The sequence below is a fragment of the Labedaea rhizosphaerae genome, from assembly GCF_004362825.1.
GTDB lineage: Bacteria > Actinomycetota > Actinomycetes > Mycobacteriales > Pseudonocardiaceae > Labedaea > Labedaea rhizosphaerae.
The window spans coordinates 281,413-298,871 of sequence record NZ_SNXZ01000006.1 but is presented as its reverse complement, the minus strand read 5'-3'; the positions used below and the strand labels follow the sequence as shown (position 1 = coordinate 298,871).

The window sequence follows — 17,459 nt, the reverse complement described above, 5'->3', positions numbered from 1 at the left end:
TGCAAGCGCGAAAGGCACGATCGAGTGAATGCCGCGCCAATGGAGTGAACCGGGGTTCTGCCGCGGGCCGCAACGGCCGATGTCCTCCCAGTGACCGAACCCAGGTGGTACCTCAGTTGTCACGATCCGTTCGGCCGCGATCGCGCGGTGACGGTTCTCGTCGAACGCGGCGCGGTGGTCCTGGTGTCCCCGCCGGGCTCGTCCGCGGTGCTGTCGCCCGCGCAGACCCGCCAGCTCGGCCGGACGCTGGAGCAGGCCGGGCTCGACGCCGCGGCGGGCTGACCATGGCGGCACGCAAGCAGACCCAGGTGAGCGTGAGCCTGCGCGCCGCGGTCCTGCGCAGCCTCGACCGGCTGGACGCGGTCGCCGCGGGCACCAGTTCGCCGACGCAGGCGCGCGCCGAGCTCTCCCGGCTCACCGACGGCTGGCGGCTGCTCCTGCAAGTGCACCGCTCGGACGAGAACAGCCGCTGCGTCGCGTGCCCGCACCGGTTGCGGGGCAGGCGGTGGCCGTGCCAGGTCTGGCGGCTCGCGCACCGGCACCTGATCGGCGACGGCCAGCGTCGCGGCGAACGGCACCGGCCCGGGTTCCGCCGCACCATGGCGCAGGACCTGCCCGGCGAGTTGACCATGGAGCTGCCGATCATCGCTGCTGACGGTCCGCAACCGGTTCACCGCTGCGAGTGATACACGGACGAGCTTGACCATCTGACGCACGCCGCCCCACCCCGTACGGCAGGATGTCGCCACCGACACGCCTCGACCAACGGGAGGGCCCGTGCAGGACGGCAGTGGTCGCATCGTGGTGAACAACCTGTCGAAGACCTTCGGCAGGGTCAACGCGGTGCAGAACCTCAGCTTCCAGGTGGAGCCGGGCTCGGTCACCGGGTTCCTCGGCCCGAACGGCGCGGGCAAGACGACGACGCTGCGCATGCTGCTCGGCCTGGTGACGCCGACCGCCGGGCACGCGACGATCAACGGCCAGCCGTTCAACCACCTCGGCAACCCCGGCCGCGTCGTCGGTGCCGTGCTGGAGGCGCAGGGTTTCCACCCCAAGCGCTCGGCCCGCGATCACCTGCGTGTCTACACGGCGGCCATGGGGCTGCCCGACCAGCGCGCCGACGAGGTGTTGCACCTGGTCGGCCTGCGCGAGGCCTCGCACCGCTCGGCCGGCGCCTTTTCCCTTGGTATGAAACAACGTCTGGCGCTGGCCACCGCACTGCTGGGCGACCCGCAGGTGCTGGTGCTCGACGAGCCGGCCAACGGCCTGGACCCCGAGGGCATCGCCTGGCTGCGCGGGTTCCTGCGGTCGTTCGCGGGCAGCGGCCGCACGGTGCTGGTCTCCAGCCACCTGCTCGCCGAGATCGAGCAGACCATCGACCAGGTCGTGATCATCAGCCGCGGCCAGACCATGTTCTACGGCAAGCTCGACGACCTGCGTGGCACGCAGCAGGGCCAGGTCCTCGTGGAGGCCGGGAACCCCGAGGCGCTGACCAACGCGCTGCGCGGCGCCGGCCTGACCAACATCTCGCCCACGCAGCACGGCAACCGGCTCGCGGTGACCGGGGCGACCGCGCGGCAGATCGGTGACCTCGCGTTCCAGGCGGGCACGCCGATCTACTGGCTGCAGGAGGAGCGCGCCGACCTCGAGCAGATGTTCTTCCGGCTCACCAGCGGTCAGTACTCCGGCGCGCCGCTGCCGGGTCAGCAACCGCCCCAGCAGCTGCCCCCGCAACAGATGCCGCAGCAGATGCCACCGCAGCAGTACCAGCAGGGCACGCCGTCGGGCGGCTTCCCCCAGCAGGGCACGCCTTCAGGTGGTTTCCCCCAGCAAGGCACGCCTTCAGGTGGTTTCCCGCAGCAGGGCTACCAGCAACCACCGCCGCCACAACAACAACCACCGCAGCAAGGCTGGCCGCAGCAGGGTGGATGGGGAGGTAACGCCTGATGGGCCGCCTGATCGCCGCGGAGTACCGCAAGATCTTCACCACCAAGCTCTGGTGGGCGCTGCTGATCCCAGCCGCCATCATCGCGCTGGTGTTCGCGTGGGGTGGCTCGGCCCTCGGCGCGCTGCAGGACGAGGCGGAGACGCTCGGCGGCAGCCTGCCGCTCGCGTTCGTCACCTTCGCCTACGGCTACAACTTCGCCACCATCTTCGGGCTGATCTTCGGCGCCACCTCGCTCACCGGCGAGCTGCGGCACAAGACGATCACCACCAGCTACCTGACCGGCAGCAGCCGGGGCGCGGTGCTCGCGGCGAAGCTCTTCACCTACACCACGATCGGCGCGCTCTACGGCATCATCTGCGCCATCACGGGCACGATCGGCAGCGCCATCGGCGACGAGGTGCCCGCCTTCGGCGCCTGGACGCAGCTGATGCTCGCGTCGATCCTCGTGATGATCATGTGGGTGCTGCTCGGCGTCGGCGTGGGCGCGCTGATCGGCAACCAGGTCGGGGCCGTGGTCAGCCTGATCGTCTACGTGCTCGTCGTGGAGCGCGTGCTCGCACCGGTGATGAACAACCAGGGCATGGAGAACGTCGTGCCCTACCTGCCGTACCAGTCGGCCGCGAACACCACCATGGAGCTGGCGGTCCGGCTGCTGTTCGGCAACCTGCCCGGCGACCTGGCCGGCGACAGCGACACCCCGCAGGTCGAGCGCGGCATCCGCACGGTCCTGCTGCTCAACCACGTGCCGGACTGGTGGACCAACGGCGTGATCTTCGCGGTCTGGGCCCTGGTGCTCGGCATCATCGGCTGGCTCGTCGCCCGCCGCCGCGACATCACCTGATCGGCTTTTAGCCCTCTGACCTGCGATTTAGCACACTGTCGGGGGGTGGGCCTAATGTGGCCCGCGTGGGGATAGCTGCGTCGAACAACGAACAAGGGTGGATCCGCAGGCTCGCGGGGGCGTGCTGGGCGCACCCGCGCCTCGTGCTGCTCTCGATCCTGTCCTCGGCCGTGGGCGTCGGGTTCCAGGCGGGCGGGCCGCTGCTGGTCAAGGTCGCCGTCGACGACGCGGTCGCGGGCAGCACGCACCGGATCGGGTGGCTCGCGGCCGGGCTGATCGGCCTGGAGCTGCTGACGTTCGCCGGCGCGTTCGTGCGCCGGTACGTCGGGGGCCGGCTTTCCCTTGACGTGCAACACGACCTGCGCCGGGCCGTGTTCGGTTCGGTGCAGCGCCTCGACGGCGGCAACCAGGACGCGTTGCGCACGGGACAAGTCGTGTCGCGGTCGATCACCGACCTGCAGCTGGTGGCCGGGCTGTTGATGATGGTGCCGCTCGCGGTCGGCACGGTCGTGTTCGCGGTCGCCGCGTTGATCGCGATGCTGAGCCTGTCGCCGCTGCTGACCGTGGTCGCGCTGGTCGTCACGCCCGTGGTCGCCTACGTGGCCGCACGCACCCGGCTCACGTTGTTCCCGGCCACGTGGTCGGCGCAGCAGCGGGCGGCCGACCTGGCCCAGCACGTGGAGGAGACGGTCACCGGCGTCCGCGTGGTGAAGGGTTTCGGCCAGGAGGCGCGGGAGATCAGCCGGCTGGAGAAGGCCGCGCGGCGGCTGTTCGCCGAGCGCATGCGCGCGGCGGCGCTCACCTCGCGGCCGGCCGCGACGTTGATCGCGATGCCGGCGGCCGGTCAGGTCGCGGTGCTCGCGCTCGGCGGCTACATGGCCATGCACGGCCAGGTCACGCTGGGCACGTTCCTGGCGTTCGCCACCTACGTCGCCAACCTCGTCGGCCCCGCGCGGTTGATGTCCGGGCTGCTGGTCAACGCGCAACTGGCCCGCGCAGGCGTCGAGCGGGTGTACGAGCTGATCGACTCGCAGCCGGCCATCGTGGACGCGCCCGACGCCCAGGACGTGCCGCCCGGCCCGGTCCCAGTGGAGCTGGACGGCATCACGTTCGGGTACACCCGCAGCGAGCCGGTGCTCGACGACGTGTCCTTGCGGGTGGACCCGGGCGAAACGCTGGCGCTGGTGGGCACGGCCGGTTCGGGCAAGTCCACGGTTTCCTTGCTGTTGCCCCGGTTCTACGACGTGCACGAGGGCGCGATCCGGGTCGGCGGGGTCGACGTGCGGCAACTGCGGCTGCACTCGTTGCGCCGCACCGTGGGCGTGGTGTTCGAAGAGGCGTTCCTGTTCTCCGACTCCGTGCGCAACAACATCGCCTACGGCCGGCCGGACGCCACCGACGAGGACGTGGTCGCGGCCGCCGTCGCGGCCCAGGCCGACGAGTTCGTCCGGGCCCTGCCCGACGGCTACGACACGCCGGTCGGCGAGCGGGGCCTCACCTTGTCCGGGGGACAACGCCAGCGCATCGCGCTGGCCCGCGCGCTGCTCTCCGACCCGCGGGTGCTGGTGCTCGACGACGCGACCTCGGCGGTCGACAACGCCACCGAGTCCGCCATCCACGACACCTTGCGTTCGGTCACCGCGAACCGCACCACGCTGCTGATCGCCCACCGGCGGTCAACCCTCTCGCTGGCCGACCGGATCGCCGTGCTCGACAAGGGCAAGGTCGTCGACGTCGGCACGCACGCGGAGCTGACCGAGCGGTGCCCGCTCTACCGGGCGCTGCTGGCCGGCCCGGGCGAGGCCATCGAGGAGGCGACCACCACCGACGACCTCGTCCCCGGCGAGGACGGCGTGACCCCGGCGCTCTGGCCGGAGCCCGTCGAGCCGGCCGATTCCTCGGTACCCGTCAACGCCCGGACCGGCGCACCGCGCGTGGGTGGTCCCATGCAGGCCGCCCAACTGGACATGCCGCCGACCCCGGAACTGCTCGCCGCCGTGCAGGCGCTGCCACCCGCCACCGAGGTCCCGAAGCTCAACCACGACGAGGACCCGACCGCGCCCGATCCCCGCTTCCGGCTGCTCAGCCTGCTGCGCCCGGTGCGCTGGACCATGGGGATCCTGCTGCTGCTGGTCATCGGCGACACGCTGGTGTCGATGGCGTTGCCGACGTTGGTCCGCTCCGGCGTCGACCACGGCGTGGTGACCGGCGCGACCGGCGCCTTGTGGGGCGCGACCGCGTTCGCCGCGGTGCTGGTGGTGCTCGGCTGGTTCGACACGCGGGTCAACACCGTGCTGACCGCGCGGGTCGGCGAACGCCTGCTGTACGTGCTGCGGGTGCGCAGTTACGCGCACCTGCAACGGCTCGGCCTCGACTTCTACGAGCGTGAGCTGGCCGGGCGGATCATGACCCGGATGACCACGGACGTCGACGCGCTGTCCACGTTCCTGCAGACCGGCCTGACCACGGCCGTGGCGAGCGTGCTGACGATCGTCGGCGTCGCGGTCGCGCTGCTGGTGACCGACTTCTCGCTGGCGATGGTGGCGCTGGCCGTCGTGCCGGTCCTCGCCGTGGCCACGGTGATCTTCCAGCGGCTGTCGTCGCGGGCGTACGCGGAGGCGCGCGAGAAGGTCAGCGTGGTCAACGCCGACATGCAGGAGAACGTGTCGGGCCTGCGGGTCGCCCAGGCCTACACCCGCGAGGACGCGTCGGCGCAGGCGTTCGCCGAGCGCAGCGACGCCTACCGCCGCTCGCGGCTGCGGGCTCAGCGCTACATCGCCACGTACTTCCCGTTCGTGGCGCTGCTGTCGGGGCTGTCGCAGGCGGCGGTCCTGGTGGTCGGCGCGTTCGGCGTGGCCGACCACACGATCAGCCCGGGCGTGCTGCTGGCGTTCCAGCTGTACCTGAGCTTGTTCTTCAACCCCGTGCAGCAACTGTCCGGCGTGTTCGACGGCTACCAGCAGGCCCGCGTCGGCCTGCAGCGCATCGGCGAGCTGCTGCGCACCCCGACCACGGTCGAGCCGCCCGCCGACCCGGTCCCGGTGCCCGCGACCCTGCGCGGCGAGGTCGAGCTGCGCGACGTGACGTTCCGGTACCAGGGCAGCGACACCCCCGCGCTCGACCGGGTGTCCCTGCGTGTCGCCCCCGGTGAGACGGTGGCGTTGGTCGGCGCGACCGGCGCGGGCAAGTCCACCGTGGTGAAGCTGGTGTCGCGCTTCTACGACCCGTCCGAGGGCCAAGTCCTGGTCGACGGCGTCGACGTGCGCAACTACGACCTCGTCGGCTACCACCAGCGCCTCGGCGTGGTCCCACAGGAAGCGCACCTGTTCACCGGCGACGTGGCCAGCAACGTCCGCTACGGCCGCCCGGAGGCCGACAAGCCCGCGGTCGAACAAGCGGTGCGCGAGGTCGGCGCCCTGCCGATGGTTGCGAGCCTGACCGACGGCTTCCACCACGAGGTGGGCGAGCGCGGCCAGGGCTTGTCCGCGGGACAACGCCAGCTGGTCGCCCTGGCCCGGGCCCAGCTCGTCGAGCCGAACATCCTGCTGCTCGACGAGGCCACCGCCGCGCTGGACCCGGCGACGGAAGGCGTGGTCCTGGCGGCGAGCGACCGCCTGGCCAGCACCCGCACCACGTTCGTGGTGGCCCACCGCCTGGCCACGGCGGCCCGCGCCGACCGGATCGTGGTCCTGGACGAGGGTCGCGTGGTGGAAACCGGTCGCCATGAGGAGTTGTTAGCCCAGGACGGTCACTACGCGCGGCTGTGGCGCTACGGACGGATGGACCTCACCGAGGTGCCGACGGTCCACGATGAACAAGTGGCCACCCACTAGCCCGGCCCCGGCCGCGACCGGGGCCGGGGCGTGCGGGAACCGATCCACTGATCGATACAGTGACGAATGCACCACATGAGCTTGACCACGGCGGTCCGGTTCTGTGACACGCGTACGGCTACGCGTACTAGCCTTGGCGTCAGAGTGTGTTTCACCAGAGAACGAGATGGATAGAGGCGAAGCCCAGCCGTGTCCAGCAGCAGTCCTGCGTCGCAGTTCGGCCCCAATGAATGGCTCGTCGAGGAGATGTACGAGCAGTTCCTCGCGGACCCCTCATCGGTGGATCCCGCATGGCACGACTTCTTCGCGGACTACAAGCCCACACAGCGCGCCGGCACTGCACGCGAGCAGGCCGCGAGCCAGTCCAACCAGTCGACTTCGACGTCGACGGCCACCGCGACCAAGCCGCCGGCCGAGCCCGAGCGGCCCGAGCGGTCCGAGGGCGCGAAGCCGGAGAGCAACGGCAAGGCACCCGCCAAGGCCGCTGAGAAGTCCGCGCAGTCGACGCAGGCGCAGCAGCCGAAGCAGCAGCCGGCCAAGGAGCAGGCGAAGCCGCAGCCGGCCAAGCACGACGGTGACGAGAGCAAGCCGCTGCGCGGCCCGGCCGCGATCATCGCGAAGAACATGAACGCCTCGCTGACGTTGCCGACGGCCACCAGCGTGCGCGCAGTTCCTGCCAAGCTGCTGGCCGACAACCGCATCGTGATCAACAACCACCTCAAGCGGACCCGGGGCGGGAAGGTCTCCTTCACCCACCTCATCGGCTACGCCATGATCCGCGCGCTCGCGGCGTACCCGAACATGAACCGGCACTACGCCGAGGAGAACGGCAAGCCGGTCGCGGTCACCCCCGAGCACGTCAACCTCGGTCTCGCCATCGACCTGCACGGCAAGGACGGTTCCCGCACCTTGGTCGTCGCGTCGATCAAGAACACCGAGAACATGAACTTCCTGCAGTTCTGGCAGGCCTACGAGGACATCATCCGCAAGGCGCGCGGTGGCAACCTCACCGCCGACGACTTCGCGGGCACGACGATCTCGCTGACCAACCCCGGCGGCATCGGCACCGTCCACTCGGTCCCGCGCCTGCAGGTCGGCCAGGGCACGATCCTCGGCGTCGGCGCGATGGAGTACCCCGCGCCGTTCCAGGGCGCGAGCGACCGCGCGCTGACCGACATGGGCATCAGCAAGATCATCACGCTGACGTCCACGTACGACCACCGGATCATCCAGGGCGCCGAGTCCGGCGAGTTCCTCGGCAAGATCCACAAGTTGCTGCTGGGTGAAGAGGGCTTCTACGACGACATCTTCACCGCGCTGCGCATCCCGTACGAGCCGGTGCGCTGGGTCGCCGACATCCCCGAGGGCGAGATCGACAAGACCGCCCGGGTGATCGAGCTGATCGACGCCTACCGCACCCGCGGTCACCTGATGGCCGACACGGACCCGCTGAACTACCGACAGCGCCGCCACGACGACCTCGACATCCTGTCCCACGGCCTGACCCTCTGGGACCTCGACCGCGAGTTCCCGGTCGGCGGGTTCGCGGGCAAGGACCGGATGAAGCTGCGCGACGTGCTCGGCGTGCTGCGCGACTCGTACTGCCGCACCGTCGGCGTCGAGTACACCTACATCCTCGACCCGGCCGAGCGCGGCTGGATCCAGCAGCGCGTCGAGGTGCCGCACGAGAAGCCCCCGGCCGCCGTGCAGAAGTACATCCTGTCCAAGCTGAACGCCGCCGAGGCGTTCGAGACGTTCCTGCAGACCAAGTACGTCGGCCAGAAGCGGTTCTCGCTCGAGGGCGGCGAGTCGGTCATCGCGCTGCTGGACACGGTGCTGGACAAGGCGGCCGAGTACGAGCTCGACGAGGTCGTCATCGGCATGCCGCACCGCGGCCGGCTCAACGTGCTCGCCAACATCGTCGGCAAGCCGATCTCGCAGATCTTCCGCGAGTTCGAGGGCAACCTCGACCCGGGCCAGGCCCACGGCTCCGGCGACGTGAAGTACCACCTGGGCGCCGAGGGCAAGTACTTCCGGATGTTCGGCGACGGCGAGACCAAGGTGTCGCTGACCGCGAACCCGTCGCACCTGGAGACCGTCGACCCGGTGCTCGAGGGCATCGTCCGGGCCAAGCAGGACCTGCTCGACAAGGGCGACAGCTCCACCGGTGGCTTCACCGTGCTGCCGGTCGCGCTGCACGGCGACGCCGCGTTCGCCGGGCAGGGCGTGGTCGCCGAGACGCTGAACCTGGCGCTGCTGCGCGGGTACCGCACCGGCGGCACCGTGCACGTGATCATCAACAACCAGGTCGGCTTCACCACCGCGCCCGAGGCGTCGCGCTCGAGCCAGTACGCCACCGACGTGGCGAAGATGATCCAGGCGCCGGTCTTCCACGTGAACGGCGACGACCCGGAGGCGTGCTACTGGGTGGCGCGCCTGGCCATGGACTACCGGCAGGCGTTCAACAAGGACGTCGTGATCGACATGGTCTGCTACCGTCGCCGCGGCCACAACGAGGGCGACGACCCTTCGATGACGCAGCCGGCGATGTACGACATCATCGACACCAAGCGCAGTGTCCGAAAGGGATACACCGAGTCGCTGATCGGCCGCGGGGACATCTCCGTGGACGAAGCCGAGAAGGCGCTGAAGGACTTCTCCAGCCAGCTCGAGCACGTCTTCAACGAGGTGCGCGAGCTGGAGAAGCACCCCGTGACGGCGAGCCCGTCGGTGGAGTCCGAGCAGCAGGTGCCGCAGAAGGTGCCGACCGCGATCTCCCGCCAGACGCTCGAGCGCATCGCCGACGCGCACGTGGAGCTGCCCGAGGGCTTCACCCCGCACCCGCGCGTGAAGCCGGTGCTGGAGCGGCGAGCCAAGATGGCCCGTGAAGGCGGCATCGACTGGGCCTTCGGTGAGCTGCTGGCGTTCGGGTCGCTGAACATGGAAGGCAAGATGGTTCGCCTGGCGGGCCAGGACTCCCGGCGCGGCACGTTCACCCAGCGGCACTCCGTGGTGATCGACCGCAAGACCGGCAAGGAGTACACGCCGCTGCAGAACCTGGCCGAGGACCAGGGCCGGTTCCTGGTCTACGACTCGGCGCTGTCGGAGTACGCGGCGCTGGGCTTCGAGTACGGCTACTCGGTGGCCAACCCCGACGCGCTGGTGTTGTGGGAAGCCCAGTTCGGTGACTTCGTCAACGGCGCCCAGTCGGTGATCGACGAGTACATCTCCTCGTCGGAAGCCAAGTGGGGCCAGCGTTCCGACGTGGCGATCCTGCTGCCGCACGGCCACGAGGGCCAGGGCCCGGACCACACGTCGGGCCGCATCGAGCGGTGGCTGCAGCTCTGCGCCGAGGGCTCGATGACGGTGGCCATGCCGTCCACGCCCGCGAACTACTTCCACCTGCTGCGCCGCCACGCCCTCGACGGCGTGCAGCGGCCGATGGTGGTGTTCACGCCGAAGTCCATGCTGCGCAACAAGGCCGCGACCAGCCCGGTCGAGGACTTCGTCGACGACAGCCGCTTCATGTCGGTGATCGACGACCCGTCGATGACCGACCCGGCGGCGGTGCGCCGGATCCTGCTGGTCAGCGGCAAGCTCTACTACGAGCTGGCCGCGGAGAAGGCCAAGCGCGAGGCCCACGACGTGGCGATCGTGCGGGTCGAGCAGCTGTACCCGGTGCCGGAGAAGAAGCTCGGCGCCGCCCTCGACCGCTACCCGAACGCCGACGACGTGCGCTGGGTGCAGGAGGAGCCGGCGAACCAGGGCGCGTGGCCGTTCTACGGGCTGTTCGTGCGCGACAAGTTCCCGGAGCGCCTGGGCCGGATGCAGCGCGTGTCGCGCCGGCCGATGTCGGCGCCCTCGGCGGGGTCGAGCAAGGTCCACGAGTTCGAGCAGCGCGCGATCATCGAGAAGGCTTTCGAGTAGCGAACCTCATTCGCACGAGCCCGGCGCCGTTCGCCGGCTGCCGGGCCGTGCGGATCTGGTGCGATGTGGGAATGAGGTTCGGTCGGTGTACTTCACGGATCGAGGCTTGGAGGAGCTGGCCGACCGGCGTGGCGAGGAAGAGGTCACGCTGGCCTGGCTGGCCGAGAAGATGCGCGCGTTCGTCGACCAGCACCCCGAGTTCGAGAACGCCGTCGAACGCCTGGCCACCTACCTGGCCCGCGACGACGACGACTTCGAGGACTGACCTGAAGCACGACAACGGCCGCACCGCTTCCCGGTGCGGCCGTTTGTCCACTCAGGACTGGTCAGGACGCAGGCACCGAGCGCAGCAGGGCGCGAAGTCCTTCCAGGTCAAGGAGATCGGCCGGGCGGATGGTCCGGTCGTGGCGCACGTAGTGGAACGCGGCCCTGACCTTCGCCAGCGGCGCACCGGACAACGAGGCCCACGCCAACCGGTAAGCCCCCAACTGCACGGCCAGCGAAGGCATCCGCTCGGCTGAGGGAACCGCCCCGGTCTTCCAGTCGACCACGGTCCACCCGCCGTCCCCGTCGGCGAACACGGCGTCCATCCGCCCGCGCACGGAGATCCCGTCGACCTCGGTCGCGAACGGCACCTCCACGTCATCGGGCGTCCGCGAACCCCACTCGCTGGCGAGGAAAGCCTCACGCAGCGCCTCGAAGTCCTCGTCGGTCACCGCGGTGTCGTCGGCCGCGCCGGGCAGGTCGTCCAGGTCCAGCAACCGGCTGGAGGCGAACCGCCGTTCCAGCCACGCGTGGAACGCGGTGCCCCGGCGCGCCACCGGGTTCGGCGGGTACGGCAGCGGCCGGCGCAACCGCCGCGCCAGCGCATCCCGGTCCGCCGCCAGCTCGACGAGCTGGCTCACCGACAGGTGATCAGGCAGCGCGACGCGTTCCCGCCGCGCCCGCGCCGCCGCCCGCTCGGCCAGCAGCACGTCGACGTCGCGCGCCCAGCCCTCCGGGTCGTCGAAGTCCATCGACAACTGGTCCGACGAGTCGCCTTCCTCCGCCGGCAGGGAATCCATCGCCGCCAGCACCAACGCGGCACCTTCGGCGACCGGTCCGCGCCGCTCCCCCAACGGATCGGCCGGCCACTGCGCGGTCACCGCCACCTCGGTCAGCGGGTTCGCCTGGTCGTCCGGCGGCCGCACGGCCCAGGAATCCGTGGCGGACAACGCTTCCCCGATCTGCACGAGGAAGTCCGACGGTTCGCGCGGGGTCGAGCTGGTCTCGTTCCACCAGTGCCCGCTGATCAGCAGCACCCGCTCGGCCCGCGTCAGCGCGACGTACAGCAGCCGCCGCTCCTCGATCAGCCGCCGGTGGTCGAACTCCTGCTCGTGCGCCTCCAGCGCCTCGGTCACGGCCTTGCGATCGGCCTCGTCGTCGAGCACCAGCCGGGGCAGGTCGTCGCGGTCGCCGCGCAGGGCCGCGGGCAGCTCGGTCACGTTCTTCAGCCACGACGACGCGCGCTTGCGGCTCGGGAACACGTCCTTCACCAGGTGCGGCACGGCGACGACCTGCCACTCCAGGCCCTTCGCCGCGTGCACGGTGAGCACCTGCACCCGGTCGGGCGCGACGACGACCTCCGCCTTCTCCAGACCGTCCTCGGCGACCTCCGCGGCGGCCAGGTAGCCCAGCAACGCGGTCAGCGTCGCCGACGGGGTCGCGGCCGCGTAGTCCCCGACCACGTCGGCGAACGCGTCCAGGTTGGCTCGTCCGGCACCCGGCCGCGACAAGGTCTCGATGTCCAGCAGCAGCGTGCGTTCCACGTCGGCGACCAACTCGGGCAGCGGCTGGTCCAGCCGGCGGCGCAGGGCCGCCAGCTCGCCGCCGAGCCGGGTCAGCCGCGCATAGCCCTGCTGGGTGTACGCGGCGGGGTCGCCCGGGTCGTCCAGCGCGTCGACCAGGCAGGCCTGCTCGGCGTGCTCCCCGGGCAAGGCGTCGAGCACGTTGGCCAGCGGGTCCCCGCTCGAGGTCGTCGGCGCGTCCCCGGCGAGCACCCGGGCCCGCTGCCACACCGCAGCCAGGTCGGCGGCACCCAGTCGCCAGCGCGACCCGGTCAGCAACCGCGCGGCGGCCGTGCCCGCCAACGGGTCGACGAGCACGCGCAGCGCACTCACCAGGTCGCGGATCTCCGGCTCGTCCAGCAACCCGCCCAGACCGACCACCTCGACCGGCAAGCCGCGGGCGCGCAAGGCCGCGGCGATCTCCGGCATGTCGGCGCGGCGGCGCACCAGCACCGCCGCCGTCGGCAGCTCGCCGGAGAGCTCACCCTCGCGCCAGCGCGCGGCGATCTGGTCGGCGACCCAGTCGCGCTCGGTGCGGATGTCCTCCAGCAACGCGACCCGCACGTGGCCGTCCGGCGCGTCGTCGCGGGGACGCAACCGGTCCACGGCCAGCCCGGACGCACGCAGCGGCTCGGCCACCTCGTTGGCCAGCGCCAGCACCTCCGGCGGGTTGCGGAAGCTGGTGAGCAGGCCGTACTCCCGCGCCGGGACCAGGTCGCGGCCGACGCGGATCGGGAAGTCCGTCGTGAACCGCGGCAGGTTGGCCGCGCTCGCGCCGCGCCAGCCGTAGATGGCCTGCGCCGGGTCGCCGACCGCGGTGACCGGGACGCCCGCGCCGCCACCGAAGAGCGAGCGCAGCAGCACGCGCTGGCTGTGCCCGGTGTCCTGGTACTCGTCGAGCAGCACGGTCGCGTAGCGCTCGCGCTCGGCGGCCACGACCTCGTCGTGCTCGCTGGCCAGGCGCGCGGCCAACGCCATCTGGTCGCCGAAGTCGAGCGCGCCCTCGCGCCGCTTGGCCGCCTCGTAGGCCTCCACCAGCGGCAGCAGGCTGACCCGGAACTGTTGCGCGGCAACGATCTTCTTCAGCTCCGACAGCTTGCCCGCGCGGCCCTTGTGCGGCGGCGCCTCCATGATCCACCGGGTGACCCGCTCGGTGACCGCGCGGATGTCGTCCGGGTCGACGAGGTGCTCGGCCAGCTCACCGGCGAGCCGCAGCACGTGCTCGGTGACCGTGGCCGGGACCTTGTCGGTGTCCAGGTCGTCGGCCCACGTGGTCACGACCTGGTTGGCCAGCTGCCAGGACGCGGTCTCGGTGAGCAGCCGCGCGCCGGGCTGCACGGGCAAGCGCAGGCCGTGCTCGCCGACCAGCCGCCCGGCGTAGGCGTGGTAGGTCAGGACGGTCGGTTCGCCGGTGAGCACGGCGACCCGGCGCTGCCCGGACGGGTCGAGCTCGTCGAGCAGCGGCGAGCCGCCGAGGCGGCGCAGCCGGGCCCGGATGCGTTCGGCGAGCTGGCGGGCGGCCTTGCGGGTGAACGTCAGGCCGAGGACCTGGTCGGGTTGCACCAAACCGTTGGCCACCAACCACACCACGCGCGCGGCCATGGTCTCGGTCTTGCCCGCGCCCGCACCCGCGACCACCAGCGCGGGCTCGACCGGCGCGGCGATGACCGCTTCCTGCTCCTCCGTCGGCGGGTGCAACCCCAGCGCCAACGCCAACGTCCGTGGCCCGACGATCCGCTGCTCAGCCTCAATGGTCATCGCGGCCCCCCAGCCACCACGGCCGCGGCCCAGCCTGCCTCGTGGCGGTCGGCCACGACCGGAGCGAGGCAGGCCATGAAGGGGCCGCGGCCCGCGCGAACGGAGAGAGCGCCATCAGAGCTGCCGGCCTGATTCATGGACTGGGCAGGCGGTGCGCACGGGGCAGCGGTTGCAGTCCTGGTTCTGCTGCGCGGTGTACTCCGGGCCCGCGCACGCCTGCGCGGCCTGCTGCACGGCACCGAGCCAGGTGCGCAGGCCGTCGGCGTCCAGCGGTTCCTGGCTGCGCGCGGTGGCCTTGCCGTAGGCCTCCTTGCCCACGTAGAGCAGGTGCGCGCCACCCGGTTCGTCGCGGGCGCCGAGACCGGCGAACGCGCCGAGCGCCGCCGCGAGCTGGTACACGGCCAGCTGAGGGTGCTCGGCCGCGGTCTCCTTGGACACCGCGTTCTTGCCGGTCTTGATGTCGACGATCACCGGGCGGCCTTCCTTGTCGACCTCCACCCGGTCGACCCGGCCCCGCACGACGACCTCCGGACCGCCACCGACCTCCGGCCGCGGCGGCTTGACGCTGACGCCGTACTCGACGGCCAGCTCGGTCAGCTCCTCGCGGCTGGCCTCCAGCCACTGCCGGAACAGTTCGATCATCCGCTCCAGCCGGGCGCGTTCCCGCCGCGAGAACCACGGCGCGCCGGCGTCCACTTCGGACCAGGCGCGGTCCAGGGCCGCCCGCCATGCCTCCTCGTCGGCACCGGCGGCGACCGCCTCGGCCAGAGCGTGCACGAGGTTGCCGGTGATCGCGGGCAACTCGGCCGGATCGGTGCCACCACTGCGTTCCACGAGCCAGCGCAACGGGCAGGCGAGCAGCTTCTCGATGGTGGACGGCGTGACCGTGACGGTGTCGTCGTCTGTCCACAGTGCATCGTCGCTGGACACCTCGGGCAGGCCGTACCAGGACGCCGGGTGCGCGCCCGGCACGCCCGCCGCCGCCAGCCGGGCCAGCTGGTGGGCGGCCCGCTGCTTGGTGTCGTCGTCGGCGGTCGGCGAGCACACCGCCCGGCGCAGCTCGCCGACCAACTCGGCCAGGGTGAGACCGCGGCCGGGGCGCTGCACCGGGCGCGGCTGGTCGTCGTCGCGATCGTCGTCGTCGATCTCGTCGAGGAACCGGGACGGCTGCTCGTCGTCGCCCTGGATCGCGCTCACCAGCAGCCGCCGCTTGGCCCGGCTGACCGCGACCATGAGCAGCCGGCGTTCCTCGGCCAACAGCGGCGCGGTTAGCGAAGTCGTGTCGGTCGGGATGCCGGACAGCGTGTCCACCATGCGTTCGACGCCGAGCAGCGAGCCCCGCAGCCGCAAGTCCGGCCACGCGCCCTCCTGCACGCCGGCGATCGCCACGACCGTCCACTCGCGACCGGCGGACGCGTGCGCGGTCAGGATGGACACCGCATCGCCCAGCGGGGCCGACGGGGCCAGGCTGTCGGCCGCGATGCGTTGCGCGGCAAGGTAATCGGCGAAGGCGCCGGGGGTGGCGGCGGGCTGGCGGTCGGCGTGGTGCTCGGCGGCGTGGAACAACGCGACGATGTTGTCCAGGTCGCGGTCGGCTCGCGCACCGACCGGCCCGCCGCGCGCGGCCAGCGCCGTCCAGCGCGCCTCGAGCCCGCTCTCCTGCCACACCTGCCAGAGCACCTGCTCGACGCTCGCGTCTTCCTCGATTGCCTTGCGCGCCACGGCAAGCAGGTGCGCGATGCGCCGGACCGGGGCCGCCTCACCGTCGTCCAACGCGGTCAGCAGGTCGTCGTCCTCGAGCACGTGCAACAGCAGCTCGTCGCTGGACCGGTCGCCCCCCGCGGTCTGCTCCAGCCGGCGCAGGCCGCGGCGCAACCGCCGCAGCGCCAACGGATCCGCGCCACCCAGCGGCGACGCAAGCAGCACCGCGGCCTGCTCTGCATCCAATGTGGACGGCCGGTCGGCGCAGCGCAGCAACGTCAGGAACGGGCGGACGGCGGTCTGGGCGGCCAGCGGCAGGTCGTCGTCGGTCACCACGACCGGCACCCCGGCCGCGGCAAGGGCCCGGTGCAACACCGATACCTCGCGGTTCGGCGAGCGCACCAGCACGGCCATCTCCGACCACGGCACCTCGTCGATCAAGTGCGCGCGCCGCAACTGGTCCGCGATCCACGCGGCCTCGGCGGCCGGGGTCGGCCAGAGCCGCACCAGCACGGTGCCGCGGTCCGGAACCGGATCGGGGTCGTCGAGGTGGCGCTGCACCCCCGCGCCCGGCAGCCGCGACGTGAGCCTGCGCACCGCGTCGCCGATCGCGGGGAACATGCGGTGGCCCGCCGTGAGCACGACCGTGCGGGCACCACCGGGGTCGGCGTCGGCGAGCAACCGGGATTCGGCGCCACGGAAGGCGAACACGGTCTGGTCGGGGTCGCCGGCCAGCACGAACTCGGCCGCGGCCGAGCCCAGCAACCGGATCAACGCGTACTGCAACGGGTCGAGGTGCTGGGCGTCGTCGACGAACAGGTGCCGGATGCGGCCGCGCTCGTGGCGCAGCAGCGGCGGGTCGTTGTCGAAGGCCAGCAGCGCGCTGTCCACCAGCTCGGCCGCGTCCAGGGGCGGCGCGACGGCCTGCATGGTCGCCGCGTCCGAGGCGCCACGCAGCAGGTTGACCTGCTCGTACTGCTGCCAGAACCGGCCCGTGGCAAGCCATTCGTCGCGATGGTGCTCCTTGCCGAGCCGGATCAGGTCCTCGGGCCCGAGGCCCCGCTCGGCCGCACGCAGCACGAGGTCGCCCAGCTCCTCGGCGAACCCGGGCACCAGCAACGCGGGCTGCAGCCGCTCCGGCCAGCTGCGGAAGCCGTCCTCGACGTCCCCGGCGAGCAGGTCGCGGATCCACGCGTCGCGGTCGGCCGCGGTGAGCAGCCGCGGCGGCGGCCCGCCGTGCGCGTTGGCCTGCAGCCGCAGCACGCCGAACGCGTAGGAGTGCACGGTGCGCACCATCGGCTCGCGCACCGTGCGCGGCACGTCCGAGTCGCCTTCGCTGTCGGTCAGCAGCCGGGTGATCTCCGCCCGCACGTGAGCCGCGGCCCTGCGGGTGCCGGTGAGCACGAGCACGCTCTCCGGGTCGGCGCCGGCGGCGATGCGCTCGGCGGCGGCTGCCACCAGCAACGTCGTCTTGCCGGTGCCCGGCCCGCCGAGCACCCGCAGGAACCCGTCCGGACCGGCCAGCACGCGGCGTGCGGCGTCATCCCACCGCGCGCGGGGACGGTGCGCGGTGGCCGGGCGGACCAGCAGTGGCGGGGAGACCACCGATAGATGGAACCACGTAC

General features: G+C 71.7%; 9 protein-coding genes. 7 read left to right on the top strand and 2 right to left on the bottom strand.

The features are described 5' to 3' along the window. Positions 1 to 147 precede the first annotated feature (147 nt). The 7 genes from EV186_RS40595 to EV186_RS30350 all read left to right on the top strand — a co-directional run bounded on the left by EV186_RS40595 (position 148) and on the right by EV186_RS30350 (position 10,814). Entirely contained in the window at positions 148 to 282 is a 135-nt protein-coding gene (locus EV186_RS40595; RefSeq protein ID WP_279538341.1) for a hypothetical protein, read from the top strand. 2 nt (positions 283 to 284) lie between these two features. Then, entirely contained in the window at positions 285 to 686 is a 402-nt protein-coding gene (locus EV186_RS30375) for a hypothetical protein (protein WP_133852897.1), read from the top strand. A gap of 91 nt (positions 687 to 777) precedes the next feature. After that, on the top strand, positions 778 to 1,947 hold the full coding sequence (locus EV186_RS30370; protein ID WP_133852896.1) for an ABC transporter ATP-binding protein: 1,170 nt from the start codon (positions 778 to 780) through the stop codon (positions 1,945 to 1,947). Next, entirely contained in the window at positions 1,947 to 2,789 is an 843-nt protein-coding gene (locus EV186_RS30365; RefSeq protein ID WP_133852895.1) for an ABC transporter permease, read from the top strand. Before EV186_RS30370 ends, EV186_RS30365 begins: the two co-directional genes overlap by 1 nt. 65 nt (positions 2,790 to 2,854) lie before the next feature. Continuing rightward, positions 2,855 to 6,622: an ABC transporter ATP-binding protein gene (locus tag EV186_RS30360; RefSeq protein WP_424983671.1), complete on the top strand. Its 3,768-nt coding sequence runs from the start codon at positions 2,855 to 2,857 to the stop codon at positions 6,620 to 6,622. 189 nt (positions 6,623 to 6,811) lie between these two features. Next, complete coding sequence (locus EV186_RS30355; RefSeq protein ID WP_133852894.1) at positions 6,812 to 10,549, top strand: multifunctional oxoglutarate decarboxylase/oxoglutarate dehydrogenase thiamine pyrophosphate-binding subunit/dihydrolipoyllysine-residue succinyltransferase subunit; 3,738 nt, start codon at positions 6,812 to 6,814, stop codon at positions 10,547 to 10,549. 85 nt (positions 10,550 to 10,634) lie between these two features. Further along, a complete protein-coding gene (locus tag EV186_RS30350; protein ID WP_133852893.1) occupies positions 10,635 to 10,814 on the top strand; it encodes a DUF6104 family protein in 180 nt (59 codons plus the stop codon). A gap of 61 nt (positions 10,815 to 10,875) precedes the next feature. Here EV186_RS30350 and EV186_RS30345 read toward each other — a convergent pair whose 3' ends face one another. Together EV186_RS30345 and EV186_RS30340 are read right to left on the bottom strand one after the other, a co-directional pair. Next, the gene (locus EV186_RS30345; protein WP_208115860.1) at positions 10,876 to 14,133 is read right to left on the bottom strand and encodes an ATP-dependent helicase; all 3,258 of its coding nucleotides are present in this window, start codon (positions 14,131 to 14,133) and stop codon (positions 10,876 to 10,878) included. Between the two features lie 114 nt (positions 14,134 to 14,247). After that, positions 14,248 to 17,439 carry an ATP-dependent helicase gene (locus EV186_RS30340; RefSeq protein ID WP_243754366.1) on the bottom strand — a complete coding sequence of 1,064 codons (3,192 nt, stop codon included), beginning with the start codon at positions 17,437 to 17,439 and terminating at the stop codon, positions 14,248 to 14,250. Positions 17,440 to 17,459 lie beyond the last annotated feature (20 nt).